Annotated in this window: 24 protein-coding genes and 1 pseudogene; 13 read left to right on the top strand and 12 right to left on the bottom strand. The window is 66.0% G+C overall.

The features are described 5' to 3' along the window. Nucleotides 1-4: 4 nt before the first annotated feature. Genes bcsE through G5S42_RS23730 form a run of 6 tightly spaced genes read left to right on the top strand, consistent with a single transcriptional unit; the run spans nt 5 to nt 7,340 of the window. Complete coding sequence (bcsE, locus tag G5S42_RS23755) at nt 5-1,954, top strand: cellulose biosynthesis protein BcsE (protein WP_176109010.1); 1,950 nt, start codon at nt 5-7, stop codon at nt 1,952-1,954. Then, nucleotides 1,951-2,163: a hypothetical protein gene (locus G5S42_RS23750; RefSeq protein WP_176109009.1), complete on the top strand. Its 213-nt coding sequence runs from the start codon at nt 1,951-1,953 to the stop codon at nt 2,161-2,163. The genes bcsE and G5S42_RS23750 overlap by 4 nt, the downstream gene beginning before the upstream one ends. Continuing rightward, on the top strand, nt 2,160-2,945 hold the full coding sequence (gene bcsQ / locus G5S42_RS23745) for a cellulose biosynthesis protein BcsQ (protein WP_176109008.1): 786 nt from the start codon (nt 2,160-2,162) through the stop codon (nt 2,943-2,945). Before G5S42_RS23750 ends, bcsQ begins: the two co-directional genes overlap by 4 nt. Next, the gene (gene bcsA, locus G5S42_RS23740) at nt 2,942-5,473 is read left to right on the top strand and encodes a UDP-forming cellulose synthase catalytic subunit (RefSeq protein WP_176109007.1); all 2,532 of its coding nucleotides are present in this window, start codon (nt 2,942-2,944) and stop codon (nt 5,471-5,473) included. Before bcsQ ends, bcsA begins: the two co-directional genes overlap by 4 nt. Nucleotides 5,474-5,523: 50 nt before the next feature. Next, nucleotides 5,524-7,095 carry a cellulose biosynthesis protein BcsG gene (gene bcsG, locus G5S42_RS23735; protein ID WP_176109006.1) on the top strand — a complete coding sequence of 524 codons (1,572 nt, stop codon included), beginning with the start codon at nt 5,524-5,526 and terminating at the stop codon, nt 7,093-7,095. After that, complete coding sequence (locus G5S42_RS23730; RefSeq protein ID WP_176109005.1) at nt 7,092-7,340, top strand: hypothetical protein; 249 nt, start codon at nt 7,092-7,094, stop codon at nt 7,338-7,340. Before bcsG ends, G5S42_RS23730 begins: the two co-directional genes overlap by 4 nt. Nucleotides 7,341-7,356: 16 nt before the next feature. Here G5S42_RS23730 and G5S42_RS23725 read toward each other — a convergent pair whose 3' ends face one another. Further along, nucleotides 7,357-7,986 carry a LysE/ArgO family amino acid transporter gene (locus G5S42_RS23725; protein WP_176109004.1) on the bottom strand — a complete coding sequence of 210 codons (630 nt, stop codon included), beginning with the start codon at nt 7,984-7,986 and terminating at the stop codon, nt 7,357-7,359. A gap of 116 nt (nt 7,987-8,102) precedes the next feature. On the opposite strand from G5S42_RS23725, the gene G5S42_RS23720 reads away from it, so the two are divergent. Continuing rightward, complete coding sequence (locus G5S42_RS23720; protein ID WP_176109003.1) at nt 8,103-8,996, top strand: LysR family transcriptional regulator ArgP; 894 nt, start codon at nt 8,103-8,105, stop codon at nt 8,994-8,996. A 37-nt stretch (nt 8,997-9,033) separates the two neighbouring features. Here G5S42_RS23720 and G5S42_RS23715 read toward each other — a convergent pair whose 3' ends face one another. Further along, complete coding sequence (locus tag G5S42_RS23715; protein WP_176109002.1) at nt 9,034-9,984, bottom strand: LysR family transcriptional regulator; 951 nt, start codon at nt 9,982-9,984, stop codon at nt 9,034-9,036. Nucleotides 9,985-10,101: 117 nt separating this feature from the next. On the opposite strand from G5S42_RS23715, the gene G5S42_RS23710 reads away from it, so the two are divergent. Both G5S42_RS23710 and G5S42_RS23705 read left to right on the top strand, forming a co-directional pair. Continuing rightward, nucleotides 10,102-11,274: a M20 aminoacylase family protein gene (locus G5S42_RS23710; RefSeq protein ID WP_176109001.1), complete on the top strand. Its 1,173-nt coding sequence runs from the start codon at nt 10,102-10,104 to the stop codon at nt 11,272-11,274. A 57-nt stretch (nt 11,275-11,331) separates the two neighbouring features. Next, the gene (locus G5S42_RS23705) at nt 11,332-12,714 is read left to right on the top strand and encodes an MFS transporter (protein ID WP_176109000.1); all 1,383 of its coding nucleotides are present in this window, start codon (nt 11,332-11,334) and stop codon (nt 12,712-12,714) included. A 141-nt stretch (nt 12,715-12,855) separates the two neighbouring features. Here G5S42_RS23705 and G5S42_RS23700 read toward each other — a convergent pair whose 3' ends face one another. After that, nucleotides 12,856-13,368 (bottom strand): hypothetical protein, encoded by a 513-nt coding sequence (locus G5S42_RS23700; protein WP_217710160.1) that lies wholly within the window; start codon nt 13,366-13,368, stop codon nt 12,856-12,858. Nucleotides 13,369-13,799: 431 nt separating this feature from the next. Here G5S42_RS23700 and G5S42_RS23695 point away from each other — a divergent pair, with 431 nt between their 5' ends. Further along, nucleotides 13,800-14,357 (top strand): glycine zipper domain-containing protein, encoded by a 558-nt coding sequence (locus tag G5S42_RS23695; protein ID WP_176108998.1) that lies wholly within the window; start codon nt 13,800-13,802, stop codon nt 14,355-14,357. A 257-nt stretch (nt 14,358-14,614) separates the two neighbouring features. Here the strand turns inward: G5S42_RS23695 and G5S42_RS23690 are convergent, their stop codons facing one another. Genes G5S42_RS23690 through G5S42_RS23670 form a run of 5 tightly spaced genes read right to left on the bottom strand, consistent with a single transcriptional unit; the run spans nt 14,615 to nt 19,196 of the window. Next, nucleotides 14,615-14,956: a cytochrome C oxidase subunit IV family protein gene (locus G5S42_RS23690; RefSeq protein ID WP_176108997.1), complete on the bottom strand. Its 342-nt coding sequence runs from the start codon at nt 14,954-14,956 to the stop codon at nt 14,615-14,617. 8 nt (nt 14,957-14,964) lie between these two features. Next, the gene (locus tag G5S42_RS23685; protein WP_176108996.1) at nt 14,965-15,672 is read right to left on the bottom strand and encodes a heme-copper oxidase subunit III family protein; all 708 of its coding nucleotides are present in this window, start codon (nt 15,670-15,672) and stop codon (nt 14,965-14,967) included. Continuing rightward, complete coding sequence (locus tag G5S42_RS23680) at nt 15,669-16,280, bottom strand: cytochrome c oxidase subunit 3 (protein WP_176108995.1); 612 nt, start codon at nt 16,278-16,280, stop codon at nt 15,669-15,671. The genes G5S42_RS23685 and G5S42_RS23680 overlap by 4 nt, the downstream gene beginning before the upstream one ends. Beyond that, the gene (ctaD, locus tag G5S42_RS23675; RefSeq protein WP_176108994.1) at nt 16,277-18,037 is read right to left on the bottom strand and encodes a cytochrome c oxidase subunit I; all 1,761 of its coding nucleotides are present in this window, start codon (nt 18,035-18,037) and stop codon (nt 16,277-16,279) included. Before ctaD ends, G5S42_RS23680 begins: the two co-directional genes overlap by 4 nt. A gap of 13 nt (nt 18,038-18,050) precedes the next feature. Then, nucleotides 18,051-19,196, bottom strand: a complete 1,146-nt coding sequence (locus G5S42_RS23670; protein ID WP_176108993.1) for a c-type cytochrome — start codon at nt 19,194-19,196, stop codon at nt 18,051-18,053. A 330-nt stretch (nt 19,197-19,526) separates the two neighbouring features. Between G5S42_RS23670 and G5S42_RS23665 the strand changes: the two genes are divergently transcribed. Next, entirely contained in the window at nt 19,527-20,036 is a 510-nt protein-coding gene (locus G5S42_RS23665; RefSeq protein WP_176108992.1) for a DUF1269 domain-containing protein, read from the top strand. A gap of 168 nt (nt 20,037-20,204) precedes the next feature. Here the strand turns inward: G5S42_RS23665 and G5S42_RS23660 are convergent, their stop codons facing one another. Then, a complete protein-coding gene (locus tag G5S42_RS23660; RefSeq protein ID WP_176108991.1) occupies nt 20,205-21,470 on the bottom strand; it encodes an MFS transporter in 1,266 nt (421 codons plus the stop codon). After that, nucleotides 21,467-22,448 (bottom strand): annotated as a pseudogene (locus tag G5S42_RS23655) (PRC-barrel domain containing protein). Before G5S42_RS23655 ends, G5S42_RS23660 begins: the two are co-directional and overlap by 4 nt. A gap of 543 nt (nt 22,449-22,991) precedes the next feature. Between G5S42_RS23655 and G5S42_RS23650 the strand changes: the two are divergent. Next, nucleotides 22,992-24,386, top strand: a complete 1,395-nt coding sequence (locus G5S42_RS23650) for an NCS2 family permease (protein WP_376776954.1) — start codon at nt 22,992-22,994, stop codon at nt 24,384-24,386. A gap of 179 nt (nt 24,387-24,565) precedes the next feature. Beyond that, nucleotides 24,566-25,312, top strand: coding sequence for a DUF899 domain-containing protein (locus G5S42_RS23645; RefSeq protein WP_176108989.1), 747 nt, complete (start codon nt 24,566-24,568; stop codon nt 25,310-25,312). 91 nt (nt 25,313-25,403) lie between these two features. On the opposite strand, the gene G5S42_RS23640 is transcribed toward G5S42_RS23645, so the two are convergent. Then, complete coding sequence (locus G5S42_RS23640; protein ID WP_176108988.1) at nt 25,404-25,586, bottom strand: hypothetical protein; 183 nt, start codon at nt 25,584-25,586, stop codon at nt 25,404-25,406. 144 nt (nt 25,587-25,730) lie between these two features. Further along, complete coding sequence (locus G5S42_RS23635; RefSeq protein ID WP_176110612.1) at nt 25,731-26,633, bottom strand: NAD-dependent epimerase/dehydratase family protein; 903 nt, start codon at nt 26,631-26,633, stop codon at nt 25,731-25,733. Nucleotides 26,634-26,692 lie beyond the last annotated feature (59 nt).

Below are 26,692 nucleotides of genomic sequence, written 5' to 3'. Positions count from 1 at the left end.
TTTCATGCGACGCTGGCTGCGCATGTTCGGCGGCACCGGCGCGCAGCGTCGCGCACGGCAGGTCGGCCGTCTCGCGATCGAGGCCTTGCCGGGCGAATGGGCCGCGCTCGAAGCGGGCAAGCTGTATGCGATCTACGCGGCGCCGCGCACGCCGGGGGGCGACACGCCGGGCGTCGACACACTGATCTGGGAAAGCGCGCGCACCGCGCTCACCCGCGACGTGACGGTTGTGCTCGCGCGTGAACGCGCGGCCGTTGCCCAGCGTTTGCGCGAGCTGGGCTTTAGCGCCAACGCGCCGGCCGCGGGCTGGCCGCGCAATCTGAACGTGCTGGCGATGCCGGCCGTCGATGGTGCGCAAGAGTCGGAGCAGCAAGCCGACAGCGCCGCGACGCACGGCAAACTGTTCGGCGGTCTGCGCGCGCTGAAGCGCTTCGGTTTTCGTGCAGGCTCGCTGTATTTCATCGAAGGCGCCGAACGCTGGTTCAACTGGCACGACGCCGCCGCGTTCGCGCACGAAGGCCGCATGCTCGCGAACTGGTGCGAAGCACGGCGTATCACACTGGTGCTGCTGCTCGGCGTCGATGGAAATGGCGAAGACGATTCACTCGATACACGCGGCGCGCCGGACGGCGTCATCGATGCATCACGCCGCAACGCGTTCCATGCGGCATGCGCGGGCGTCGCACGGATGGAGCGCACGCATGGCGAGCTGCTGTGGCATGCCGACTTCTGGCGCGCGGATCGCACGCTGGTGACGGGCGAAGTCCGCTCGCTGCGCTTTACCGACAGCGGCCACCTCAGCGTCGCGCCCGATGCGCTGGCCAGCAGCGTCGCGCGCGGCGAACGCCTGCTCGCGCGCGACGAGCAGCGGGTCGTCGTGAGCCGCGCGGTGGTGCGCGGTCACGAGGCGTGGCTGCCGCCGCATTGGGAAGTGTGCGCCGATCAGGCCGCGGTGCTGAGCGCGTGCGCCCATGCTCAGGCCGCGACCGTGGTGCTCGATTACGCGGGCGGCGCGCAGCTCGACGCGTTGTGCGCGACGGTTCATGCGCTGCGCCGCCAGGCCGGGCGCGCGCTGAAGATCGTCGTCGTCGAGCGGGGCGAAGTGTTGCGCCATCAATATGAGCTGCTCGTGCTGACGCTCGGCGCGAACCTCGTGCTCGGCCGCGACCTGCCGTTCTCGCGCATGCAGTCGCTGCTGCAGTCGCTGCAGGGGCAACTCCATACGCGGCCGGTCGCCGCCGACTACCGCAGCGCATTGAGCGCCGCGTTGAGCGACGACGTGCGCGGCTATCTGCCGGCCGGCGCGTTCTGCGAGCGCGTGCGCCTCGTGCTCGCACGCAGCGGCGTGTTGCAACTGCCGCATGTGCTCGTGAAGCTGACGCTGCTGCCGCAATGCGCGCACGTCGATGCGCTGAAGCACTGTGTGCCGCGCCGCGCGGGCGACGTGCTGACCGTCGACGCGTCGCATCTGTATGTGTTCCTGTTCGCCTGCCGGCTCGCCGATGCGGACGCCGCGCTGGCGCGGATCATCGATGTGCCGGTCGAACAGCTTGCCGATTCGCTCGTGCACCTGGCAGAGCAGAGCATCGGCGCCGAACTCGACGCGCTGGACGCGGCCAACCGGCGCAACCGGATCGCCGATTACAGCGATATGTTCGCGGCGTCGATGCGTGATGGCGCGCCTTTGAGCTCACCGCTCGCCGCAGCGCCGCACGAAGCCGCGGGCGAAGCGGCGCACGTGGCCGCCGTGCAACTCGCGCAAGTGGAAGTGGCGTTGGTTCATGCGCGTGCCGAGCTCGAAGTCGATGCCGCGCCAACGTCTGCGCCAACCCGGCCAGCCGGATCAGCCGAAGCGAAACCGCTCGCTACTGAGCGCCGCCGACCCCACCCCATGCCACCGCGTCGTCGCGCCGAACCCAGCGCGATGCCGGTGCGCGCGAGGAGCATCGAATGATCGAACTGGTTCTGATGTGTTTCGTGGCCGGCATGGTCGTCGCGCTGCCGATGTGGATCGTCTGGCAGCGCGTCGGCGCGCGGCGCGCTCTTGCGGCCATGCGCGGCTTCGATCCGCGCGACGCGGTGCCGTGCGAGATCGAGCCGGTCGCGCTGCGCGCGCGGCTGTTGCCCGCGCTCGATACGACCCAGGACGAGGTGGCGCGATGAAAACGATCGCCGTCGTCTCGACCGCGGGCGGCACCGGCCGCACCACCTTGACCGCCGTGCTCGCGGTATTGCTCGCGCGCCGCGGCCGCCAGGTCGTCGCGCTCGACTTCGATCCGCAGAACATGCTCGGCGCGCAGCTCGGCATCGACGGTCTCGCGGCGGCCGGTCTTTCGCAGGCGCTGCTCGATGCGGACACCGCATGGCATGCATCCACGTGGCGCAACGCGGACGGCGTGCTGTTCGTGCCGTACGGCGCGGTGTCCACCGCGCAAAGCACGCAGTGCGACGCACGCCTCGCCGCCGATCCGCGCTGGCTGGCCGACGCGCTCGCCGAGCTCGATCTGCCGCGCGATGGCGTCGTGCTAATCGACACCGCGCGCTATCCGTCGCAGCAGGCCGAGCACGCGCTGCGTTGCGCCGACCTCGCGCTGTGCGTGACCCCGCCCGAACCGGCCGCCTGCGCGACGCTGGTCGCGCGGCTCGCGGCGCTGCGCGATACATGCGCGCAGCTGCGCATCATCGTGAACCGGCTGAACCCCGCGCGCGACATGCAGCGCGACGTGCTGGCGATGCTCGGCGCGGCGCTCGGCGACAAGCTGCCGCTCGCGCAGCGCGTGCATCTCGATGTCGCGTTGCCCGAGTCGTTCGCGCGCGGCACGTGGCTGTTCGACGACGCCCCGCATTCGCAGGCGTCGCACGATCTGCAGGGGCTCGCGAATTGGCTCGATGCGTGGCTCACCGAGGCCACGGCGCCGCTCGATCGGCGGGACGGCGGGTCATGAGCGAACGGGAAACGCGTTCGTTGCGTACGCGAGCGCTCGACTGGGTCGCGCGCGGCCTTGGCGTGCCCGCGACTCGCACGCCGCTCGACTGGTTCGTGCGGCTGTTCTTCCGGCCGCCCGCGGCGGGCAAGCCCGATTACGCGCGCCGCTGGATGCGCGCGGCCGTGCTGCATTTCGCGCTGCAATGGGGCGTGCTCGAACCGCATCGACTGCGCGCATGGCTGTGGCGCGCGTTCGCGCGCGCGCCGCGTTCGTCGTCACGAAGCGCGGCGGCGACAGTGCGGGCGCTGGCCGCCTGGATCGACCGTTGGCTCGTGCCGCTCTGGCTGCTCGGGCGGCGCGGGCGCGAGCGCGTCGACGCGCTGCTGGCGGGCTTGCCGTGGCAGCGCTGGGGCACGCGGCTCGAAGACGCGACGCAGCGCATCGGCCATGTTCGCTGGCTGCTGCCGTTGATGGTTGTCGCGGGTATCGGTTTGTGGGCGGTGATCGGCACGTCGCCACTGCAGTCCGACGGTCAGTTCGAGTTCTTCGCCGTGCTCGTATTCATTGCGCTGATCGTGCGACGCTTTCCGGGCCGCATGCCGGTGCTGATCCTGACCACGCTCGCGATGCTCGCGATGGTGCGCTACGTGTGGTGGCGCGTCACCCAGACGCTGTCGTTCCAGACGCCGGGGGAGGCGATTCTCGGTTATCTGCTGTTCGGCGCGGAAGCGTATACATGGGTGATTCTGCTGCTCGGTTTCGTGCAGACCGCGTGGCCGCTGAAGCGCGCGGTCGCGAAGCTGCCCACCGACACATCGAGCTGGCCGAGCGTCGACATCTACATCCCGACTTATAACGAGCCCCTCTCCGTCGTGCGGCCCACCGTGTTCGCCGCGCAAGGCATCGACTGGCCCGCCGACAAGCTGCGCGTCTATCTGCTCGACGATGGCCGCCGCGAGGAATTCAGAGCCTTCGCGCAGGCCTGCGGCGTCGGCTATCTGACCCGCGACGACAACCGTCACGCGAAAGCCGGCAACATCAATAGCGCGCTCGCCCGCACGCAGGGCGAGTACGTCGCGATCTTCGATTGCGATCACGTGCCGACGCGCTCGTTCCTGCAGACGGCGATGGGCACGTTCCTGCGCGACGCGCGCTGCGCGATGGTGCAGACGCCGCATCACTTCTTTTCGCCGGACCCGTTCGAGCGCAACCTCGGCACGTTCCGCCGCGTGCCGAACGAGGGCAATCTGTTTTACGGGCTCGTGCAGTCGGGCAACGATCTGTGGAACGCGTCGTTTTTTTGCGGCTCGTGCGCGATCCTCAAACGCGATGCGCTCGAAGAAGTGGGCGGCATCGCGGTGGAGACCGTCACCGAAGACGCGCATACCGCGCTGAAGCTGCATCGGCGCGGCTACACGACCGCCTATCTGCCGACCGTGCAGGCCGCAGGTCTCGCGACCGAGAGCCTCGCGGGCCATATCCAGCAGCGCACGCGCTGGGCGCGCGGCATGGCGCAGATCTTTCGCATCGACAATCCGTTCATCGGCCGCGGGCTGGGCTTTTTCCAGCGGCTTTGCTACGGCAACGCGATGCTGCATTTCTTCTACGGCGTGCCGCGGCTCGTGTTCCTGACGATGCCGATGGCGTACCTGTTCTTCCAGATGTACTTCATCAACGCATCGGCGACGACGATCGCCGGATTCGTGCTGCCGTACATCGTGCTCGCGAACCTCGCGAACTCGCGCATGCAGGGCAAGTACCGTCACTCGTTCTGGGCCGAAGTCTACGAGTCGGTGCTCGCGTGGTACATCGTGCTGCCGACCACCATCGCGTTCTTCAGCCCGAAGCACGGCAAGTTCAACGTGACCGACAAGGGCGGGCGCATCGCCGAGGGCTACTTCGACTGGTCGACGTCCAAGCCGTATCTGGTGCTGCTCGCACTGAACAGCGGCGCACTCGCGGCCGGCGTGTACCGGCTGATGTTCGGGCAGAGCGGCGAAACGGCGACGATTCTGATGAACGTGTTCTGGACCCTGTACAACCTCGTGATGCTCGGCGCGGCCTCGAGCGTTGCGCGCGAGGCGAAGCAGGTGCGCGTCACGCATCGCATCGCGATGCGCGCGGCGGCGACGCTGCTGCTCGCGGACGGCTCGACGCTCGCCTGCACGACCAGCGACTATTCGACCGGCGGCCTCGGTCTCGATGTCGAGCCGGGTTTGAATCTGGCGCCGGGCGACAGTCTCGGCGTGTGCCTGAGCCGCGGCGATCGCCAGTTCCATTTTCCGGTGTACGTGAGCCGCTGCGTTGGCCGGCACCTCGGCGTGCGCTTCGACGGCCTCACGCTGCAACAGCAACGGCAGCTCGTGCAATGCACGTTCGGCCGCGCCGACGCGTGGCTCGACTGGCATGAGCAAACGAGCGAGGACGCGCCGCTGCTTGGTTTGAAGGAAGTGCTCGCGATGGGCGTCGAAGGCTATTCGCGACTGTGGGGCGGGCTCGCGCGTGCCTGCGAGACACTGCTCGCGCTCGACCGCACCCGCTATTGATACAGCCTGCGCGCATCGTGTCGCGCGCAGGCCAAAGAGAGAACCTGTCGATGACTTTGTGGAACCTGTACTTCATCCTCAAGCTGTACCTGTTCGCGGGCGGCCATCTGCAGCCGCTGTGGCTCGCGAATCTCGGCTTCGCGCTCGCGCTCGTCGTGACTTCGACGCTGCGCCGGCGCGCGCTGCGCATCGTGCGCAACCTGTTCGGTCTCGCGCTCGGCGTGCCCCTGATGTACCACGAGGCGAACGTGCCGCCGTTCTCGCGTCTGACCGAGGAGTTCGGCAATCTGACCACGTTCAGCTACGGCTACTGGCTGGAACTGGCGCAGCGCTTCCTGCCGCCGATGCTGCTGCTCGGCGTGCTCGGCGCGCTCGTCGGCTATCTGATCGTGAATCGCTGGGTGCGCGTCGCGACCTTCGTGCTGATCGCGCTGGTCGCGATTCCGCTGTGGCACGAGGGCGGGGTGGTGCTCGCGCAACTGCGTGGAGCGTCGGCGAACGCAGCCGCGAATTCCGGCCCGAATGGAGCGAACAACCCGCTCGCCGCGCAGCCGCTCGACCATAACGCTGCGCTCGCCGCGTTCCGCACGCAGGAGTCGCAACGGCAGGTCAGCTTCGGCCATCTGGCCGCCGATCCGAACGCGCAGTTCGACGTAATCGTGCTGCACATCTGCTCGCTGTCGTGGGACGACCTCGATGTCGCGAAGGCGCGCAATCATCCGCTGCTGTCCCGCTTCGACTATCTGTTCACGAACTTCAGCACCGCGGCGAGCTATAGCGGGCCGGCCGCGATTCGCGTGCTGCGCGCAAGCTGCGGCCAGCAGGCGCACGCGGACCTGTACAAGAACGCGCCACAGCAGTGTTATCTGCTCGCCGATCTCGCGCAGGCGGGCTACACGCCGCAGACGATGCTGAACCACGACGGCCACTTCGACAATTTCCTGGAACTGATCCACGACAACGCCGGCATTCCGAACGTGCCGCTGATTCCGAACACGAGCGTGCCGGTCGCGATGCATGCGTTCGACGGCTCGCCGATTCGCGACGACTACGAGACGCTCGCCGCGTGGTACGCGCAGCGCGCGAGCATCGCCGGGCCGGTCGCGCTGTACTACAACACGATCAGCCTGCACGATGGCAACCGGCTGCCGAATAGCAACCTGACGAGTATCGATTCATATCCACTGCGCGTGAACAAGCTGATGAGCGACTTCGACCGCTTCGCCGATCTGATCGCATCGTCCGGGCGGCGCGCGGTGATCGTGTTCGTGCCCGAGCACGGCGCGGCGCTGCGCGGCGACACGAACCAGGTCGCGGGCCTGCGCGAGATTCCGACGCCGCGCATCGTGCACGGGCCGGTCGGCGTGCGCGTGGTCGGCTTCCAGGGCAATCATGGGCCGACCACGGTGATCGACGATCCGTCGAGCTTCCTCGCGCTCGCCCAGCTGCTGTCGAATCTCGTGTCGAACAGCCCGTTCAAGCCGGGTGTGAGCCTGTCGCAGTACGCGACGAATCTGCCGCAAACGCAGATGGTCGGCGAAAACGAGGGGACGGTGACGATGAAGACCGCGTCCGGCTATGTGGTGAAGACGCCGGACGGCGTGTGGGTGGACGGCAAATGATGAACGCGCGCAATACGTCGAATAACGCCGCGCGCGGCGGCTGGCCCGTCGACGATATCAGCGGCCTCGCACTGCGTCTGCCGGAGGTCGAGGCGGGCCGCTATTTCGATGCCCAGGCGAAGGAGGCTTACGAGCAGTCGCTGCTGAAGTGGCCGGTGCTCGCGCGGCTGATGAACCTCGTGCCGCGCGACGAAGCCGAAGCGCAGGCCGCGCAAGATGCGCGGCAAGAATCGGGCGTGGAATAAGGCCCGCGTCGAACGCTCAACGCAACTGCGTAACCGCCAGCAGCAACACCATGCTGCCGATCCCGCCATCCAGCACACGCCACGCAGTCGCGCGGCGAAACAGCGGCGCCAGCATGCGCGCGCCATAGCCGAGCGCGACGAACCACACCGCGCTGACCGTCATCGCGCCGAGCGCGAAGGCGACCCGCGCGCCTTGCGGTTCGCGCGCGCCGGCCGTGCCGATCAACAGAAACGTGTCCAGATAGACGTGCGGATTGAGCCACGTGAACGCGAGCGTCATCAGGATGATCGGCAGCGCGCGTTGCGTGGGCGGGACTTGATCGGCGGATGCGCCGCTCGAACCGTCGAGCACCGCGTGTCCCGGCCGTACCGCGCGGCGCAGCGCGCTGATGCCGAACCAGGCCAGATACGCGAGCCCGACGTAGAGCATCGCGTGTACGAAGCGCGGGTAGCGCTCCATCAGCACCGCGGCGCCGCCGACGCCTGCGCCGATCAGAATGAAATCCGACAACGTGCACAACAGCACGATCTTGCCGACGTGCGAGCGCATGATGCCCTGCCGCAGGACGAACGCATTCTGCGCGCCGATCGTCACGATCAGTGATGCGCACAGCGCCGCGCCGTGGGAGAAAGACAGCCAGTTCATAAATGGTCCGAAAAATGGAAGCAGTAGGGATAGACGGGATATTCCAGCCGCGCTAGTCTGCGTGATTGCGTCACATAAGAGAACCTAATTTACTTAATGCCGATTAAGGAACGCTAATGCTCGACTACGCCTTGCTCGATGCGCTGGCCGCCGTGGTCCGCCACGGCTCGTTCGACCGTGCTGCAAGCGAGCTGAATATCACTGCGTCCGCGGTGTCGCAGCGGGTCAAGCTGCTCGAGGAGCGCGTCGGCAGCGTGCTGGTGAAGCGCGGTCAGCCGTGCGTCGCCACCACCTCGGGCGCGCTGCTGTGCCGCCACACCGAGCGCGTGCAATTGCTCGAAGCGGAGCTGAACGGCCGCCTGCCGACACTGCCCGGCGCGCTCGTCGAGCAGTGGCCGGCGCTGCGCGTCGCCGTCAATGACGACAGCGTCGGCACCTGGTTCATCGACGCGGTCGCGCCGTTCTGCGTCGAACGCGAGATGCTGCTCGACCTCGTGATCGACGACCAGGACTACACCGCGCAGCGCATCCGCGACGGCAGCGTGCAGGGCGCGATCACGACGCAGGCCGAACCGGTGCAGGGCTGCCGCTCGACGCGCCTCGGCCGCATGCGATACCTCGCGGTGTGCTCACCGGCGTTTTTCGCGCGCTATTTCGCCGACGGCGTCACGCGCGACAGCCTGCGGCGCACGCCGTGCGTCGACTTCAACCCCAAGGATCAGCTGCAAAAGCGCTTCATGCGGCGCATCACACGCGCGGAGATCGATCCGCCGCTGCACTGGATTCCGCACGTCGCCGGCTTTATGCGCGCGTGCGTGATGAGCCTCGGCTGGGGCATGTGCCCGGAGCGGATGGTCGCTGGGCATCTGCAGCGCGGCGAACTGGTCGAGGTCGCGCCGGGCAAGCATATCGACGTCGATCTGTACTGGCAGAGCTGGCGGCTGTCGATCGGCTGGCTCGACGATTTCAGCGCGATGCTCAGGAAGCGGGCCGGCGAGTTTCTCGATTGACGACACAGCGAAGGCGCATGCAGGAACGCTCCGAGCGCTACAGCATCAGTTCGATCGAATGAAACAGCCGGCGCTGTTCGGGGTTCTGCGAGCGCGCGCCTTCGTCGATCGTCTCGCGCAGGCAGTCGAGAAAGCAGGCGGCCGCCGGGCTCGTCGGCGCACCGCGCCGCGACGTGATGCTGATGATGGTTTCGTCGAGCGTTTCGCGCAGCGGCAGCGCCCACAGGTTTTCCTTCGCGCGTATCGCCTCGACGAGCGGCCACGGAAAGATGCTGACCATGTCCGTGTGCGCGAGCAGGCCTAGCACGATCGCGAGCGAATGCGCGAGCACGATCGTGTGCGGCACCCGCATGCCGCGCTTGACGAACAGATTGTTCGACATCGACTCGCGGCTCGCCGGGTCCCAGTTGAGGATCCATTCCTCGTTCTGAAGGTCGAGCAGCATGCGGCATCCGGCCTTCGGATGGTCGCGCCGCGTGACCACCGCCGCGTGCGTCGAAAAGAGCGGCGCGTTCTGAAACTCCGACTGCGGCGACGCGGGCGGCGGCCGACCGATCGAAAAATCGAGGCTGCCGTCGCGCAGACGCGGCTGCACGACCGCGAGCAGGCCTTCGAAAAATTCCAGTTGCACGTCCGGCATCCGTTCGCGAAAACGCCGCACGGCGGGCGGCAGAAAGGTCAGCGCGACCCACGGCGTGACGCCGATCGACAGCTTGCCGGCCGCGGCTCCGCGCAATGCCTCGATCTCGGCTTGCGCGCGCTGCAACTGGCCGAGCACGAGCCGCGCATGCACGACGAGCGCGCGGCCGAACTCGGTGAACGCGACGCCGCTCGCGCTGCGCACGATCAGCGGCGCGTGCAGGTCGGCTTCGAGTTCGCGCATCGCCTTGGTCACGGCGGCCGGCGACCGCCCCAGCGAGCGGGCGGCAGCCCGAATACTTCCGGTATCCGCGATCGCGGCCAAGGTATTGAGCTGATGCAGTTTCATGCGAATCAGGAGGATGAAAGGGGGCAACCAGTGGTTGGCACCCGCAACGATTCTACGCCTGCCTCTCGAAATTCGGCACGGCTATGCTCGGTTCACGCTGACATGGAGACAGACGGCATGAACACGATGGTCATTCCGGCGGGCATCGCCGAAATCGAACAGGAAATGGTCGCGCTGCGACACAGCATCCACGCGCATCCGGAGCTCGCCTACGAGGAGTTCGCGACCGGCGATCTGGTCGCCGAACGCCTGCGGGAGTGGGGCTACACCGTGCATCGCGGCTTCGGGCAAACGGGCGTGGTCGGTCAACTGAAGCTCGGCAACGGCACGCGCCGGCTCGGCCTGCGCGCCGACATGGACGCGCTGCCGATCCAGGAAACCACCGGCCTGCCATACGCGAGCAAGCGGCCCGGCAAGATGCACGCATGCGGTCACGACGGCCACACGGCGATGCTGCTCGCCGCCGCCAGGTATCTGGCGCATGAAAAGAGTTTCGACGGCACGCTGAATCTGATCTTCCAGCCGGCCGAGGAAGGGCTTGCCGGCGCGAAGAAAATGCTCGACGACGGCCTGTTCGAGCAGTTCCCCTGCGACGCCGTGTTCGCGATGCACAACATGCCGGGCTTTCCCACTGGCAAGCTGGGCTTCATGCCGGGGTCGTTCATGGCGTCGTCGGATACGGTGATCATCAAGGTGATCGGCCGCGGCGGTCATGGCGCGGTGCCGCACAAGGCGGTCGATCCGGTCGTCGTGTGCGCGCAGATCGTGCTCGCGCTGCAGTCCATCGTGTCGCGCAATATCGCGCCGCTCGATATGTCGATCATCACGGTCGGCGCGATTCACGCCGGCGAAGCGCCGAACGTGATTCCCGAAACCGCCGAGATGCGCCTGTCGGTGCGCGCGCTGCGGCCCGAGGTCCGCGACCAACTGCAGCAGCGCATCACCGAGGTCGCGACCGGCCAGGCAGCCGTATTCGGCGCGCGCGCCGAGGTCGACTATCAGCGCCGCTATCCGGTGCTCGTCAACGATGCGGCCATGACCGCGCTCGCGCGCCAGGTTGCGCTCGATTGGCTCGGCGAAGACGGGCTGATTCGCGACATGCAGCCGCTGACCGGCAGCGAGGACTTCGCGTTCCTGCTCGAACGCTGCCCGGGCAGCTATCTGATCATCGGCAACGGTGACGGCGAGGGCGGCTGCATGGTCCACAACCCCGGCTACGACTTCAACGACGCCTGCCTCGCGACCGGCGCGGCCTACTGGGTCAAGCTCGCGCAGACGTTCCTCGTTTGACGCGGCGGCGCGCGAGCGCGTTGCCCTCGCAGCACAAGGATAACGATGGAGACACAAATGGACTATTCCGCCACACCGCGGCCCGCGGCCGCCAACGGACTCGATGCGCTCGATGCGTCGCGCCTCGCCGATCAAGCTCAAAAGCGCGTCGGCCACGCAAAGGCGATCGCCGCGATCACGCTCGGCAACGGCCTCGAGTTTTTCGACTTCACGATCTACAGCTTCTTCGCGACGATCATCGGCAAGCTGTATTTCCCGGTCGAGGGACAACTCGTGCAACTGATGCTCGCGGTCGGCACGTTCGGCGTCGGATTCATCATGCGGCCGGTGGGCGGCATCGTGCTGGGCGGCTACGCGGACCGCGCCGGACGCAAGGCCGCAATGAGCCTGACGCTGTGGCTGATGACGCTCGGTTCGGCGATCATCGCGTTCGCGCCGACCTATGCGGCGATCGGCGTCGCGGCGCCGCTGCTCGTGATTCTCGCGCGGCTGATCCAGGGCTTTGCGCTGGGCGGCGAGGTGGGCGCATCGACGGCGCTGCTGCTCGAATACGGCAGCGATCGCACGCGCGGCTTTTACGGCAGCTGGCAGTTCGTGAGCCAGGGGATGAACACGGTGGTGGGGTCGCTGCTCGGCGTCGCGGTGGCCGCGACGCTGTCGCCGGCCGCGCTCGAAAGCTGGGGCTGGCGCGTGCCGTTCGTGATCGGCATGGCGATGGGGCCGATCGGCATCTACATCCGGCGGCATCTCGACGAGACGCTGCCGGGTGTCGAAGATGGCGCGGCAGCGGCTGGTGAAATGGGTGCGCAGCCCGTGGCGCAAACTCCGTCGCTGCCGGTCCGCGACCTGTTCCGCGACCACGCACGCTCGATCACGACCGGCGTGCTGACGACGATCGGCGGCACCGCGGCGAACTACATCGTGCTGTTCTATCTGTCGACATACGCGATCCGCATCCTGCATCTGCCGATGGCGATCGCGCTGTGGGCCGCGTGGACCGGCGCGGTGGTCACGGTGATCTGCTCGCCGTTCGCGGGCGCGCTGTCCGATCGGGTCGGCCGCAAGCGCGTGCTGTGGGTATCGCGCGTGTTGCTGATTTTCGCCGTCTATCCGGCGTTCATGACGATCAATGCTTCGCCGACGGTGCCGGTGCTGCTCGCGGTGGTCGCGGGCCTCGCGCTGCTCGTCACGTTCACTGCGGTGCCGAACATCGTGATGCTGCCTGAGCTGTTCCCGCGCGCGATTCGCGCGACCGGCATGTCGATCGTGTACTGCCTCGGCGTGTCGATTTTCGGCGGCTTCGCGCAGTTCTTCGCGACCTGGCTGATTCAGGTTTCGGGCAGCAATCTCGCGCCGGCGTGGTATCTGATCGGCTGCGGCGTCGTGTCGTTGCTGCCGCTGCCGTTCATGCGCGAGACCGCGGGCAGGGCGATCGATTGACGTGACGGGGACTGCGGTCGGCTGTAAAAAAGAGGCGTGATTATTTCGATCGCGCCTCTTTTGTCATTTGCACCGCGGTGTCAATACGAACACCGCGCATCACCGGTGAATTCGTGACCTGCTCGTTTGATTACGACCGGGCTACGACGGGCCGCCCGCGTCCGCCCTGACTCTGTTGCGCTCCAGTCTCATGTACAGGTTCGCGACGCAGATACCGAAGACGATGTGAACGAACAGGCTGGCGCCGTTGCGCGCTTCTGCAAACCACGGAAAAAACTGGGTCATGCCGTAGAAATTGATCAGGTAAACGAGTACAGCGAAAGCGCCACCCGCCAGTGAAGCCATTCCCATGCTCGAGTCAAGCTTGAATGACGTCATGATCAGACCGAGGATAAGCGCCAATACGATGGCAAGGCCAAAATGCACCACAAAGGCCGCGAGCACGATGCCAATTGAGAATGATTGCGGCGATTGCAATGCGCCTCGTCCCAGCATGATCGCTGCGACCATGCGTGGGGGCTCCAGCAGACTTCCGCCCGTCATCACTGCCATCAGGACAACTCCTAACGCCAGGAACACAGCCCCCGCGATGACGCCTGCCAGCACGGCTGCCCGCCAGTCGGGCTGGCCGTGTGTGAATTGATGGGAACCCATGTGAAGTTGCACGATTTTTCTCCCGATTGATTCGGATAATTCATTCTAGTTCTCTATGTCGCGAGATTGATAGCGCCGCGTGACTATCGTCAGCCCGAGGATGATCTTCGTTCTGGCGACCACGTGGCGTGCAGTCGTGTCAGCGGATCGATAATTAATCTTTTAACTCGCAGTGGGGGATCAAATGCCTTGATGTCTGCTTTCGGCAACGGCCGCAAGCGTATCCGTTCGGTGTGCGCGAAAGTGATCAACCAGAACGGCGGCAAAGGCGTAGTGTTACATAGCGGACTGTTCAGAGTGGACGGAATGGAACCCGATCGCGGCACCATGGCGTAGTCCCGGAGCGTGCCACCGCGTGCACCTTTGCCTCGGCACGGGTGAGGTGGGGCGGCATAGTCTGCTACCGCTAGTCAATGATGGAAGGAGGCCACATGTCACTCATCGTCGCAGCACGCTTTACGACATTCCCCGCCGCTGAAGAGGCGGTGCAACGGCTCTTCAATGCCGGTTTCGTCGAGGAGGACGTCACCCTGTTTTTCGTCAATCCGCCCGGCCAGCACGCACGTTTTCAGCCCGGCGGTGGTACCAGCACCGACGCAAACGCGAGAGAGGCGCCGAAGGGTGCCGAGATTGGCGTCACGATTGGCGCAGCGGTTGGCGCCGTGCTAGGCGTCGGGATCTTCGCGGTGTTTTCGGCGCCGCTCATCGTGTCGCTGATCGCAGCCGGGGTGAGTGCGTATGTCGGTGCTTTGGTCGGCGCGATGATGCGCACGCAGGAAGCCAGCGACGAAGAAATCCGTGGTTCCGGCGTGCTGGTGGCCGTACACGTGTCGCCGGACAACCAGTTGGACGCCGCACGGGTGCTGCGCGATGCGGGAGGCGCGGCGATCGAACGCGCGACCGGCAACTGGCAACAAGGGCGGTGGGCCGACTTCGATCCGCTCAAGCAGCCTGTGCCGCTCAGCGAATTCAGTGAGAAGCACGCCTGATTCGAAGGTGTTTTTCGCCGAAGTTTTCAGCGAGCGGGGAAACATGAACGGCCCGGCATTTGTCGGGCCGTTTTGTATTTGGAGCGGTGCGTTCCAGGCACGCCCCCGCGCTGAATGAACCCCGCTGATGCGTGCAAGTATCCGGCGGCGGATTCCATGCTTGACGGAACCGAGGGAAGTATTGAATGGTTTCGAACATTGTTTCCGTGCTGAACGACTTGATCGAAACATCTGATGTCGGACTGACTCAGCAGAGATCAATGGAAGAAGAGTTCGCGCATGCCGAAGGTGTGATGCGCTTCGGCAGCCATCAGCACCAGCAGCACCAGCAGGCACAGGGGCGGTATCAGGATCGCGTACACCAGCGCCAGCCGCTCCCACATCATGTGCATGAAAATCGACACGATCAGCCCAGCCTTGGCGATCATCAGCACGATGATCAGCGTCCAGCGCAGCAGGCCCTGCACGTGGAAGTAATCCACCATGTACGACAATGTGCTCAGTACGAACAGCAGGCCCCAGATCTTCAGGTAAATGCCGATCGGATGCTGCTGGCCGTGCGCGGCGTCGGGTCGCTGGGCGAGATCGGTGTGGTCCATGGTCTGCCTCACCACAAATAGAACAGCGCAAAGATGAACACCCACACCAGGTCGACGAAGTGCCAGTACAAGCCGGCAATCTCCACGATCTGGAAGTTGCCGTGCTCGGTGAACCCCGGCTGCAGGATCTTGCGTCTTATCAGCAGCAGGTAGATCACGCCGCAACTCACGTGAAAGCCGTGGAACCCGGTGATCATGAAAAAGCACGCGCCAAACTGCGCCGCGCCCAGCGGGTTACCCCAGGGGCGGATACCTTCATGGACGATCAGCTTGGTCCATTCGAAGGCCTGCATCGACACGAAGGTCGCGCCCAGCAGCGCGGTCGCCAGCAACAGTTGGGCGGCGCGCCTGGCGTTGCGCCGGTAGCCAAAGTTGACAGCCATCGCCATGGTGCCGCTGCTGCTGATCAGGACGAACGTCATGATGGCGATGAGCAGCAAGGGCACATCCACGCCGAAGACAGTGAGCCCGAACACCTTGGAAGGGTCGGGCCACGGCACGGTGGTCGACATGCGCACCGTCATGTAGCCGATCAGGAAACTGCTGAAGATGAAGGTGTCCGACAGCAGGAAGATCCACATCATCGCCTTGCCCCACGGCACCTTGAAGGCCTCGCGGTCGGCCGACCAGTCGGTGACGATGCCGCGCCAGCCGTCAGGCCCGGCGTCGGTGGACGGGGCGACAGCGGATTCGGTCGGGAGCGTGGGCGTGGTCATGGCGCAGCTCCATACAGCGGCCCGCAGATGGCGGCGACGAACCCAGGGGTGATCCACCACATCGCCGCCAGCAGCACGAGCCAGACAGCCAGCAGGAAATGCCAGTAGATGGCGCACAGCGCGATGGCACGCTGGGTCCGGAACGGGTTCCCGCGCTCGAGCCGCGCGATCGTCACGGCCCAGGCCACCAGCCCGCCCAGCACATGCAACCCGTGCAGGCCGGTGAGCAGGTAGAGGAAGCTATTGGAAGGATTGACGGTGACAGTCTGCCCCGCCTCCGACAGCATGCGCCAGGCGGTCAGTTGTCCGATCACGAACACGGCCGCGAGCACACCGCCGGACAGCAGCCATGCCGCGCGGTGCACGGTAATCCGCCGGGCGCGCTGCATGGCGATGCTTGCCAGCACCAGCGCGCCGGTGTTCCACCACAGCAGAGCCGGATGCGGGATCGGCTGCCAGTCGGGCTCGCGCATGCGCATCGTATAGGCGAGCAGCAGCAGTGAAAACAATGTCGTTGCCACCGCCATGAAGATGATCAGGCCGATGCGGCTCGCATTCGGCAAGACAGGCGGCGCGTCAGGAACGAAGGAGCGGCGCAGTGTAGTCATTCGCTTGCCTCGCCGGGTTGCAGCGTCGGGTGGGCCGGTGCCGGTTCGGGCGCCGTCTCGGGCGGCTGGTTTTGCGGGACGAAGTCTTCCGCGCGCCCCGGCGGGCTGTATTCGTACGCCCAGCGGTAGACGACGGGCTGCACGGCGCCCCAGTTGCCGTGCACGGGCGGTGTTTGCGGCGTCTGCCATTCCAGCGTGGTGGCGCGCCACGGGTTGCCGTCGGCACGCTTGCCGCGCACGAGGCTCCACACCAGGTTGTACAGGAACAGCAACTGCGCCGCCGCAACGATCAGCGCAACGATGGTGATGAACGTGTTGAGCGTCTGCGCCGAATGCGGAATGAAGCTGTAGCCCTCATACTGGTAATAACGCCGCGGCATGCCCAGGATGCCGAGATAGTGCATCGGGAAGTAGATCGCATAGGTGCCGACGAAGGTAACCCAGAAGTGCACGCGCCCGAGCGTGTCGTTGAGCATGCGGCCCGTCACCTTCGGATACCAGTGGTAGATGCCGCCAAACACCACCAGGATCGGCGACACGCCCATCACCATATGGAAGTGCGCCACCACGAAGTACGTGTTCGACAGCGGAATGTCCACGCTCACGTTGCCGAGGTAGAGCCCGGTCAGCCCACCCAGGACGAAGGTGCTGATGAAGCCGATGGCAAACAGCATCGGCACGGTCAGGTGGATATCGCCGCGCCACAGCGTCAGCACCCAGTTGTAGACTTTGAGAGCGGTCGGAACGGCGATGATGAGCGTGGTCGTGGCAAAGAAGAAGCCGAAGTACGGATTCATGCCGGCGATGAACATGTGGTGCGCCCAGACCACGAAGCTCAGCGCACCGATGATGATGATGGCCCACACCATCATCCTGTAGCCGAAGATGTTCTTGCGCGCGTGGGTGCTGATCAGGTCCGACACGATTCCAAAGGCCGGCAGCGCGACGATGTAGACCTCCGGATGCCCGAAAAACCAGAACAGGTGCTGGAACAGCAGCGGGCTGCCGCCGGCATGCTTGAGCGTCTGCCCCATCGACACCACGGCCGGCACGAAGAAGCTGGTGCCGAGTGTCCTGTCGAGCAGCATCATCACCGCCGACACGAACAGCGCCGGAAACGCCAGCAGCGCCAGAATGGTCGCCGCGAAGATGCCCCACACCGTGAGCGGCATGCGCATGAGCGTCATGCCGCGCGTGCGCGCCTGCAGTGTGGTGGTGACGTAATTCAAGCCGCCCATCGTTGCCGCGACGATGAAGATCGCCAGCGACACCAGCATCAACACGATGCCCCATTCCACGCCCGGCGTGCCCGGCAGGATCGCCTGGGGTGGATACAGCGTCCAGCCCGCGCCGGTCGGCCCGCCTGGCACGAAGAAGCTCGACACCAGCACCAGCACGGCCAGCAGGTAGACCCAGTAGCTCAGCATGTTGAGAAACGGGAACACCATGTCGCGCGCGCCCAGCATCAGCGGGATCAGGTAGTTGCCGAAGCCGCCCAGAAACAGCGCCGTCAGCAGGTAGATCACCATGATCATCCCGTGCATCGTGACGAACTGGTAGTAGTGGTTGGCGTCGATGAAGCTGAACTTGCCCGGAAAGCCGAGCTGCAAGCGCATCAGGTTCGACAGGACAAGGCCGACGAGGCCGATGGCGATGGCCGTCAGCGAGTACTGCACGGCGATGACCTTGTGGTCCTGGCTCCAGACATACCGGGTCCAGAAGCTTTGCGGGCCGTGTTCGGGGTGCGCGTAGGTCATTGCGTCTGCTCCGCTAGGGTTGGGCTGCGCTGGTGGCGGCCGGGCCGCCTAGCGATTGGATGTAGGTCACCAGCGTGGTCAGCTCCTGCTCGCTCAGGTCGAACTTCGGCATGATGGGTGCGAAGCCCTTCACGACGCGGGCCGTCGGGTTGCGGATGAAGGCGCGCAGATAGGCTTCGTCCACCTTCGCGGTGCTGCCGTCGGCCATCGTTTCGGTCTTGCCGTACAGGCCCTTCCAGGTGGGGCCCACGCGCGGACTGCCGTCCACGGTATGGCAGGCGAAGCAGCCCTTGGCCTCTGCGAGCGTCTTGCCCTGGTTAGCGAGCGCCTGGGCGCCGCCGCCTGCAGCGGCGGTTGCGGCCTGCACCCTGGCCTGCTGCTGCGCGAACGTGCTCTGCTGCGCCAGCCAGCGCGCGAACGATGCTTCGTCTTCCACTACCACCACGCCGCGCATGTTGGCGTGCCCGAGACCGCAAAGCTGCGCGCACAGAATGTCGTAACGCCCGGCCTTGGTCGGCGTGAACCAGAAGGTGGTCACCATGCCGGGCACTATGTTCATGCGCGCGCGGAACGGCGGTACGTAGAAGTCATGCAGCACGTCGCGCGACCGTGTCAGGACCTGGATCGGCCGGTTCAACGGCAGGTGCACCTCGGGTGTCTCGATCAGGTAGTTGTCACGGCCGTTGGGGTCGCCGGGGTTCATGCCGAAGGGGTTGTCGTTGCTGATGTAGCGAACGTCCGTCGTACCCAGCTTGCCACCGGGGCCGGCAAAGCGGAAGCGCCATTGCCATTGCTGGGCGAACACTTCCATCTGCAGCACGTTGCGCGGCGGCCGTATGTAGTCCGCGTAGACGAAGAGTCCCGGTGCCAGCAACGCTGCCACGCCTACCGAGGTCAGGCCGATCAGCCACCATTCCAGCCGCCTGTTGTGCGGCTCGTAAACAGCGCGATGACCCCTGCGGTGGCGGTAGCGCAGCAATGCGATCACGATGAACAGGTTGATCGCGATGAAGAACACGCCGGTAATGACGAGCGTGATCGTCAGCATGTCGTCCATGCGCACCCAGTTCGAGGCGATCGGCGTGGTCCACCACGGGCTGGCAAAGTGAAACCCCACCGCCAATACGATGATCAGGAACAGGGCAATCGCAAGCGACATAGGTCACCTCGCTGCGCGTCACTCGCTGGCAGCCGCTAACAAAAGGCTCCAGGCGTCGGCGCCGCCTTGCCGTACTTCGGTACTGTCCGCGCCGGCACGTCTTTAGACCAAAGGTAGTCCTCTCCTCTGCATCGTGCAAGGCTGCGCAAGGGGGGAAGTGCGCCCCATGTATAGGGCGGATGAATGGCGGAGTCGCTTGCTGCGATGCAATGCAAAACGGCCGCCTCCTGCATCGATTTCCCGGGCCACCTACGCCTCCCGAGCACGCGGCAGGGGTACGATAAACAGCATCGACCCGTTGGGGGACTCCTTGATTGATGGAGAGCCGACATGAGACGTCTTTATTTCCTCGTACCTGACACGACGACGGCGAAGGCGATCGTAGACGACTTGCTGCGGGCGCGGATCACATGGCGACATATCCATGTTCTCGCGAATCACAGCGTCGCACTCGAACAGTTACCCGAGGCATCCTTACTGCAAAGCAGCGACGTCGTGCACTCGCTCGAACGCGGCGTGGCGCTCGGCGGTGCGACCGGCGCGCTTCTCGGCCTCGTGGCACTGGTGTTTCCTCCCGCGGGGCTCACGATTGCGGGCGGAGCCGTCGTCGCATTGACGTTGACAGGTGCCGGCTTCGGGGCCTGGACGGCCACGATGATCGGCGTCGACGAACCGAACGCACGACTCGAGCGCTTTCGTGGCGCCATACATGACGGCCAGATCCTGATCATGGCCGACGTGCCTGGATCGCGCGAACAGGAGATCGAGCAGATGGTCGCGCATCATTTTCCGAAGGCCGATCTCGAAGGTGCGGAGCCCACGACCCCGATCTTCCCCTGAGAAGCAGTCGAGACGAGGCCATCGGTGCCCCTTTGCAGTGAAGCCTTCAGAGGGGAACCGTGAGGTTTGCAAGAAGGGGAGCCGCAGCCTTGTTTCGTCACGTTATGGACAGCCATGAACCTTGCCGCCCAAGTCAGCTCACGCCCCGACTGATACACCTGACGCGCCTCACCGCGCCGCCGACTTCCCACGCCCGGGCACCGCCGCGCCATTGCCATCGCCGTTGCTAGCCGCCGCCACGCGCGTCTCGGGCATCGCCGCCCACACCAGCAGCACCGCGAGCGCACCGGCCGCCGCGAGGCAGAAGAAGCTCACCATGTTGCCGAAACGATCGGCGACGAAGCCCGCCGCCGTCGTGCTCAGCGTCGCGCCGATGCCGGCCGCGAGTCCGAACAGGCCGATGCACAGGTTGTAGCGGCCCTTGTCGCCGGCGACGTCGGCGGCGATCAGCGGCAGCATCACGCCGAATACCGCGGCGCTCAAGCCGTCGAGCATTTGCACCGGTACCAGCAGATAAGGGCTGCTGATGCCCGCGAACAGCAGCGCGCGGATCGGCAGTGCGGAGAAGCCGAGCAGCAGGATCGGCCGGCGGCCCCAGCGTTCGGCCGAGCGTCCGACCCACGGCGACAAAATCGCGACGATCGCCTGCGGCACGATGATGCACGCCGCGATTACGAGCTGCACGTTGTCGCCCATGCCGGCCGTCACTTCGCCGGCTGCGAGGTTCAGCATCGCCGCGTTCGACAGATGGAACAGCACGATGCACGCGGCGAACAGCAGCATGCGCCGGTCGCGCAGCAGCTCGCGCAGGCTTTCGCGGCGCTCGAGCTGCTCAGGGGTGGGCACCGCTTGCGGCAGCTCGATGGTGTCGGTGCGCTGGATCATAGAGAGCGCGATCAGCGCTGGAACGGCGAGACCGGCGGTCAGAAAGAACACCGCGCGCGGCGAGTAGTACTCGCCGAACAGACCCATCAGGCCCGCCGCGACCGCGCTGCCGATCGACGCCCAGCGCGCATTGCGGCCGAGCCGGTCGCCGAGATTCGCGCGACCCACCAGCGCGAACGAGATCGCCGCGAGCGCCGGCGTCAGCATGCAGCTCGCGAAGCCGTGGAACACCTCGGCGGCGATCACCGGCAGCAGGGTCGGGCTCATCGCGAGCAGCATCGCGCTCAGGATGATCGCGGTGATCGCCCATGCGGCCGCCGCTTTCTTGTTGCGCAGCGCGTCGACCGCGGCGCCGCCGGGCACCTGGCTGACCATCGCGCTGATCGTGCCGACCGACAGCACCATGCCGATCTCGCCCTGGGTCCACTTGTGCGACGCGAGGTACGACGCGATGAACGGCCCGAAGCCCGTCTGCACGTTGGCGACGAAGAAGTTGAGCCAATCGAGCGCGCGCAGACTTCGCGCCGTGACCTGAGTGCGGACCGTCATCGGACCGCCCGTGCGTTGGAAACCGCGACGGCCGATGCGGCCGGCGGCGCGGAGGCCGCCGGCGCGGCGTTCGCGGCAGGCTGCGCAGGCGGTGCGGGTGGCGGCGCGGGCGACACCGCGCGGATCGGCTTGTCGGCCACATAGGGCGGCGTCGCGTTGATCTGCGCATCGCTCAGCTCGATCTGCGGATGCAGCTCCTTGTCGCGCGTGACGAAGCGCAGCGCCGACCAGTTCGCGGCGATCGTGCGCCGGTCGGTGCTGACGATGCCGCCGACGTCGAGCACGACCGCCTGCGGCTGTGCGTAGCCGTCGATCAGCACGTCGACCACGCGGCCCACCTTGGCGCCGTTCGCGCGCTCGACGGTCGCATCGAGCAGCGCCAGCTCCAGCGCGTTCGTCTTGTTCGCGGCGGCCGGCACTGCCGTCGCGGTGAGTGTGATCGGCGCGCCCTTCGCGGTCGGGGTGAAGTGGAACGTGCCCCACGGAAAGTTCACCTTGCGATCTCCGACGCCGAGGAAGCCCTGCAGATTGACGACCATCTCGCGCGGCTTGCCGGCCGCGTCGGTGGTCATGTCGATCGCGCGGCCGACCACCTTGCCGTCGGGCTTCTGCACCGGGCTGTCGAGCAGCGCGCGCGCGTCGCTGCGCTCGATCGTGCGCAGTACGATCAGCGGCGGCGGTGGCGGGGGGCGGCGGCGGCGGAGCCGGCGCGACGACGGGCGGCGGCGGTTCGACCTTGTGCGGCTTGACGACCGGTTTCTTCGGCTTCTTCGGCTCCTCGGGCCCCTCGTTCGCCTCGGTCTCGACCGGCTCGGGCGCGGACGCGGCGACCGGCGCGCTCGCCGGCTCGACCGGCATCACCCGCGCGTCGACGATCGGCGCCTGCTGCGTACCCCACAGCAGGCTGCTGCAACCGGACAGCGCGGCGAGCGCGAACAGCGCGGCCACGGTGCATAGCCAGCGAAACAGTCGAAGCATCTCCAGCGAATCAGGCGAATCGAGCGGGCCAAGCGATCCAAGCGGTCCAAACGGGACAATCGGCAGGCGCCCGGCGGGGCGCGGAAAACCGCCAGTCATCAGGAAAAACTCCACGGGCAGGTGCGGACGGGCGCGATGAGCCGCCGCGGTTGGAATGGGGTACGGCCCAGAGTTTAACCTGCGCTGCCGCGCGGGCAGGCTTTCACGGACTGGCTTGCAGGCGTTTCGCCGATGCTCTGGCGGTATTGCGTTGCACGTCGCGTGCCTGCAACGCGATCGCCGAAGTGGGTTCGGCGCGTTTCGCGGCCGCTCGAATGCCGTAGGTGTAAACGCGCGCAGTGCTGGGGCGAGCGACCGTCGCGCAAAAGTTATAAGTCGCGCGACATGTCCGGCATGCCATACATGCGATTGGACGCATAGTTCGCTTCACCTACATTTCGACTCAGAAAAGCGTTACCCACACCAACAAATCCACGAGACGAACCTGATGACGGCCGCGCTGGCGGCCGTTTCAGCGCGCTGATAAAGGAGGCACTCATCATGATGGAACCCCAGGCCCTCGCGAATTCCGACGTCGCGAGCGAATCCTTCGACACCGAATCATTCCGCGGTAAGGGCTTGATCGACCGCTACTTCGACATTTCCGCGCGCGGCAGCACGCAGCGCCAGGAGATCGTCGCGGGCATCACGACCTTCCTCGCGATGGTTTATTCGGTATTCGTCGTGCCGGGCATGTTCGGCAAGGCGGGCTTCGATACCAGCGCGGTGTTCGTCGCCGTGTGTCTGACCACGGCGTTCGGCTCGCTGCTGATGGGCGTGTGGGCGCGTCTGCCGATCGCGATCGGCTGCGCGATCTCGCTGACCGCGTTCACCGCGTTCGGCCTCGTGCTCGGCAAGGGCCTGCATCCGAACGTCGCGCTCGGCGCGGTGTTCCTGATGGGCGTCGTGTTCACGACGATTTCGGTGACCGGCGTGCGCTCGTGGATCCTGCGCAATCTGCCGACCGGCATCGCGCACGGCACCGGCATCGGCATCGGCCTGTTCCTGCTGCTGATCGCCGCGAACGACGTCGGCCTCGTCGTCAAGAATCCGGGCGCGGGGCTGCCTGTGTCGCTCGGCAATATCACGGCGTTGCCGGCGCTGATGTCGGTGGCCGGACTCGCCGCGATCTTCGGGCTGGTGCGGCGGCGCGTGCCGGGCTCGATCCTGATCGTGATCGTCGCGATCTCGGCGATCGGGCTCGCGATCGATCCGGCCGTGGCGTTTCACGGCGTGTTCGCGGTGCCGTCGTTGAGCGCGCCGGGGCATGCGTCGCTGATCGGCGCGATGGACGTGAAGGGCGCGCTGTCGATGGCGGTGCTGCCGAGCGTGCTCGCGCTCGTGATGACCGCCGTGTTCGACGCGACCGGCACGATCCGCGCGGTCGCCGGCCAGGCGGGGCAACTCGACGTGAACGGCCGCATCATCAACGGCGGCCGCGCGCTGACCGCCGATTCGCTGAGTTCGATCTTCTCGGGCCTGCTCGGCGGCGCGCCGGCGGCCGCGTATATCGAATCGACGGTCGGGGTCGCGGCGGGCGCGAAGACCGGGATGGCGGCGGCGGTCGTCGGTCTGCTGTTTCTGGTCGTGATGTTCTTCTCGCCGCTCGCCGCGCTGGTGCCTTCGTACGCGACCGCGCCCGCGCTGATGTACGTGGGGCTGCTGATGCTGTCGAACGTCAGCAAGCTGCATATGGACGACATGGTCGATGCGATGGCGGGGCTCGTGTGCGCGGTGTTCATCGTGCTGACCGCGAACATCGTGACCGGCATCATGCTCGGCTTCGCGACGCTCGTGATCGGACGCGTCGTCAGCGGCGAGTATCGCAAGCTCAATGTCGGCACCGTGGCGATCGCGGTGGTGCTGGTCGGGTTTTATCTCGGCGGCTGGGCGATCTGAGTTTCGTTGCAGGCAGTCGTGGTTCTCCACCTTGACGCGGTGCGTCGCGGTTCGATCCGCGGCGTGCCGCGTATCTTTTTGGCCGGTCCCTGGTGCCCACCTGTCCTTGACTTCCGCGCCGGTGCTTCTAAACCATAACCTTATGGTCAGGACCTGCGTGCGCAGGAAAGGAGACGCAGATGGAACCGCAACATCGCATCGGCAACCGGGAAGAGTGGCTGGCCGCGAGCCGCGCGCTGCTCGCCGAGGAAAAAGCGCATATGCGCGCCGGCGACGAACTCGCGCGCAAGCGTCGCGAATTGCCGTGGGTCAAGGTCGAGAAGCTTTATACGTTCGATACGCCTGATGGCCGCAAGACGCTCGCGGAACTGTTCGACGGCCGCAGCCAGCTGATCGTTTATCACTTCATGCTGGGCCCGGACTGGGAGGAGGGGTGCGTCGGCTGCTCGTTCCTGTCGGACCATATGACCGGCATTCTCACGCATCTGGTCCATCACGACGTCAGCTATGTGACGGTATCGCACGCGCCGCTCGAGAAGGTCGACGCGTTCAAGCGGCGCATGGGATGGACCTTTCCGTGGGTGTCGTCGAGCGGCAGCGATTTCAATTTCGACTACCACGTGTCGTTCACGCCCGAGCAGCTGGCGAGCAAAAAGGCGTTCTACAACTTCACCGAGCAGGACGTCGGCATCGACGAGCAGCACGGCCACAGCGTGTTCTACAAGGACGAAAACGGCGACGTGTACCACACGTACTCATGCTACGCGCGCGGCGACGAGCGCTTCGTGAACACCTACGCGCTGCTGGACATCGCGCCGAAAGGCCGCAACGAGCAGAACAATCTGACCGACTGGGTCAGGCATCACGACCGCTACGACGATCACGCGCGCGCGGCGTGCCCGGCCTGCGGATCGTACACGGTGTGAAGTGGTGAAGCGGGTGGACGCAGAGGGCGAGGGGCGCGCGCCGCGCTGGCAGGCGCGTCGCCTTCGCGCCGTATGAGCGCTGCAAAGCGCGTTACAGCGCCATCTCGAAGGCGGGTTTGAGGAACAATTCCATCGCCATCACGATGAGGCTCATCGCGGCGGCGGCCAGCGTCAGAACGCCGTATTCGTCGTAGCGCGTGTCGTACAGACACGCGACGACGAACAGAATCGCCATCAGGTTGGTCAGCCAGTCGAAGTTCAGCGCGAAGCTCATCGGTCGAATCGGAGCGGGGATGCGACGGTGAAATCGCACCGTCAGGTGCTCGCGATTCTAGCGAAATGAGCTTACGGATTCGCAACGGCCGCGCTTACACAGTTTACGGCCAGTGACGAGCGCAAAGCCCCGTCAGACGGCGCTTTACGGCACCATCATGTCGCGTTCGATCCATTCGATCACCGACGTGCGCCGCGGCTGCCAGCCAAGCAGCCTGCGCGCGCGCTCGCCGCGCACGCGGCTATTCGAGCCGAGACCGTACGAGGCCATTTCGTAGCCCCATTCCTGTTTCGCGTCTTCGAGCGGCCAGTTTTGCGGCGCGCCGAGCTTCATCGCGCGCGCGATCACGGCGCTCATGTCGCTAAACGACGCTTCGCCGCTTTCGACGAAATAGAACGTGCCGGCAGGGGTTTTATCGAGCGCGAGACGATACAGCTCGGCGACGTCGTCGATATGCACGTTCGACCAGATGTTGCCGCCGCTGCCCACATGACGCACGACGCCGCTCTTTTGCGCCTGGCGCACGAGCCGCGGCAACTGCACGCTCGCGCTGCCGGCCACCGCGCCGTGACCGTAGATCAGCGTGTTGCACAGCACGGCCGAGCGCACGTTGCGTTGCGCGGCGTCGAGTACCAGCTGATCGATCGCGACGCGCGCGGCCTTGTCGGCGCTCGGGGTGGGCAGCGCGTCTTCGTGATAGATGCGTGCTTCACGGGCTTCGCCGCCCGACGCATCGCCGACGATGCTCGACCCGCTCGTGTGCAGGAACACCTTGCCCGAACCCGCGAGCCCGTCGATCAGCGCGCGCACCGCGCCTTCGTGGTCGCTGCTCGCGGCGTTGATCACCGCGTCGGCCGCTTGCGCTTCGGCGATCAGCAACGCGCGGTCGTCGAGCGTGCCGATGACCGGCTCGATCCCGAGCCGTTGCAGCTCGGCGCTGTGTTCGGGCTTGCGGATCAGCCCGCGCACCACATGACCGGCGCGCGCCAGATGCGCCGCGATCGAGCCGCCGATAAAACCGCTTGCGCCAGTAACGAAAATCTTCAAGACGTTCTCCTGAGGGAAATGCTGGTACAGGTACGCAGTATCGCTCACGCGGATTCTCG

The organism is Paraburkholderia youngii (assembly GCF_013366925.1).
In the GTDB taxonomy this organism is placed as follows: domain Bacteria; phylum Pseudomonadota; class Gammaproteobacteria; order Burkholderiales; family Burkholderiaceae; genus Paraburkholderia; species Paraburkholderia youngii.
This window is presented reverse-complemented; position numbering and strand designations above follow the sequence as displayed.

Bases quoted from the DNA above. Each gene is read 5' to 3' on its own strand.
- bcsG (WP_176109006.1), top strand. From the start codon at position 5,524: ATGACTTTGTGGAACCTGTACTTCATCCTCAAGCTGTACCTGTTCGCG.
- G5S42_RS23665 (WP_176108992.1), top strand. From the start codon at position 19,527: ATGAGACGTCTTTATTTCCTCGTACCTGACACGACGACGGCGAAGGCG.
- G5S42_RS23700 (WP_217710160.1), bottom strand. From the start codon at position 13,368: ATGGGTTCCCATCAATTCACACACGGCCAGCCCGACTGGCGGGCAGCC.
- G5S42_RS23720 (WP_176109003.1), top strand. From the start codon at position 8,103: ATGCTCGACTACGCCTTGCTCGATGCGCTGGCCGCCGTGGTCCGCCAC.
- G5S42_RS23710 (WP_176109001.1), top strand. From the start codon at position 10,102: ATGAACACGATGGTCATTCCGGCGGGCATCGCCGAAATCGAACAGGAA.
- G5S42_RS23690 (WP_176108997.1), bottom strand. From the start codon at position 14,956: ATGGACCACACCGATCTCGCCCAGCGACCCGACGCCGCGCACGGCCAG.
- G5S42_RS23680 (WP_176108995.1), bottom strand. From the start codon at position 16,280: ATGACTACACTGCGCCGCTCCTTCGTTCCTGACGCGCCGCCTGTCTTG.
- G5S42_RS23725 (WP_176109004.1), bottom strand. From the start codon at position 7,986: ATGAACTGGCTGTCTTTCTCCCACGGCGCGGCGCTGTGCGCATCACTG.
- G5S42_RS23730 (WP_176109005.1), top strand. From the start codon at position 7,092: ATGATGAACGCGCGCAATACGTCGAATAACGCCGCGCGCGGCGGCTGG.
- G5S42_RS23650 (WP_376776954.1), top strand. From the start codon at position 22,992: ATGGAACCCCAGGCCCTCGCGAATTCCGACGTCGCGAGCGAATCCTTC.
- G5S42_RS23715 (WP_176109002.1), bottom strand. From the start codon at position 9,984: ATGAAACTGCATCAGCTCAATACCTTGGCCGCGATCGCGGATACCGGA.
- ctaD (WP_176108994.1), bottom strand. From the start codon at position 18,037: ATGACCTACGCGCACCCCGAACACGGCCCGCAAAGCTTCTGGACCCGG.
- G5S42_RS23705 (WP_176109000.1), top strand. From the start codon at position 11,332: ATGGACTATTCCGCCACACCGCGGCCCGCGGCCGCCAACGGACTCGAT.
- G5S42_RS23695 (WP_176108998.1), top strand. From the start codon at position 13,800: ATGTCACTCATCGTCGCAGCACGCTTTACGACATTCCCCGCCGCTGAA.
- G5S42_RS23645 (WP_176108989.1), top strand. From the start codon at position 24,566: ATGGAACCGCAACATCGCATCGGCAACCGGGAAGAGTGGCTGGCCGCG.
- bcsQ (WP_176109008.1), top strand. From the start codon at position 2,160: ATGAAAACGATCGCCGTCGTCTCGACCGCGGGCGGCACCGGCCGCACC.
- G5S42_RS23670 (WP_176108993.1), bottom strand. From the start codon at position 19,196: ATGTCGCTTGCGATTGCCCTGTTCCTGATCATCGTATTGGCGGTGGGG.
- bcsE (WP_176109010.1), top strand. From the start codon at position 5: ATGCGACGCTGGCTGCGCATGTTCGGCGGCACCGGCGCGCAGCGTCGC.
- G5S42_RS23640 (WP_176108988.1), bottom strand. From the start codon at position 25,586: ATGAGCTTCGCGCTGAACTTCGACTGGCTGACCAACCTGATGGCGATT.
- bcsA (WP_176109007.1), top strand. From the start codon at position 2,942: ATGAGCGAACGGGAAACGCGTTCGTTGCGTACGCGAGCGCTCGACTGG.
- G5S42_RS23685 (WP_176108996.1), bottom strand. From the start codon at position 15,672: ATGACCACGCCCACGCTCCCGACCGAATCCGCTGTCGCCCCGTCCACC.
- G5S42_RS23750 (WP_176109009.1), top strand. From the start codon at position 1,951: ATGATCGAACTGGTTCTGATGTGTTTCGTGGCCGGCATGGTCGTCGCG.
- G5S42_RS23660 (WP_176108991.1), bottom strand. From the start codon at position 21,470: ATGACGGTCCGCACTCAGGTCACGGCGCGAAGTCTGCGCGCGCTCGAT.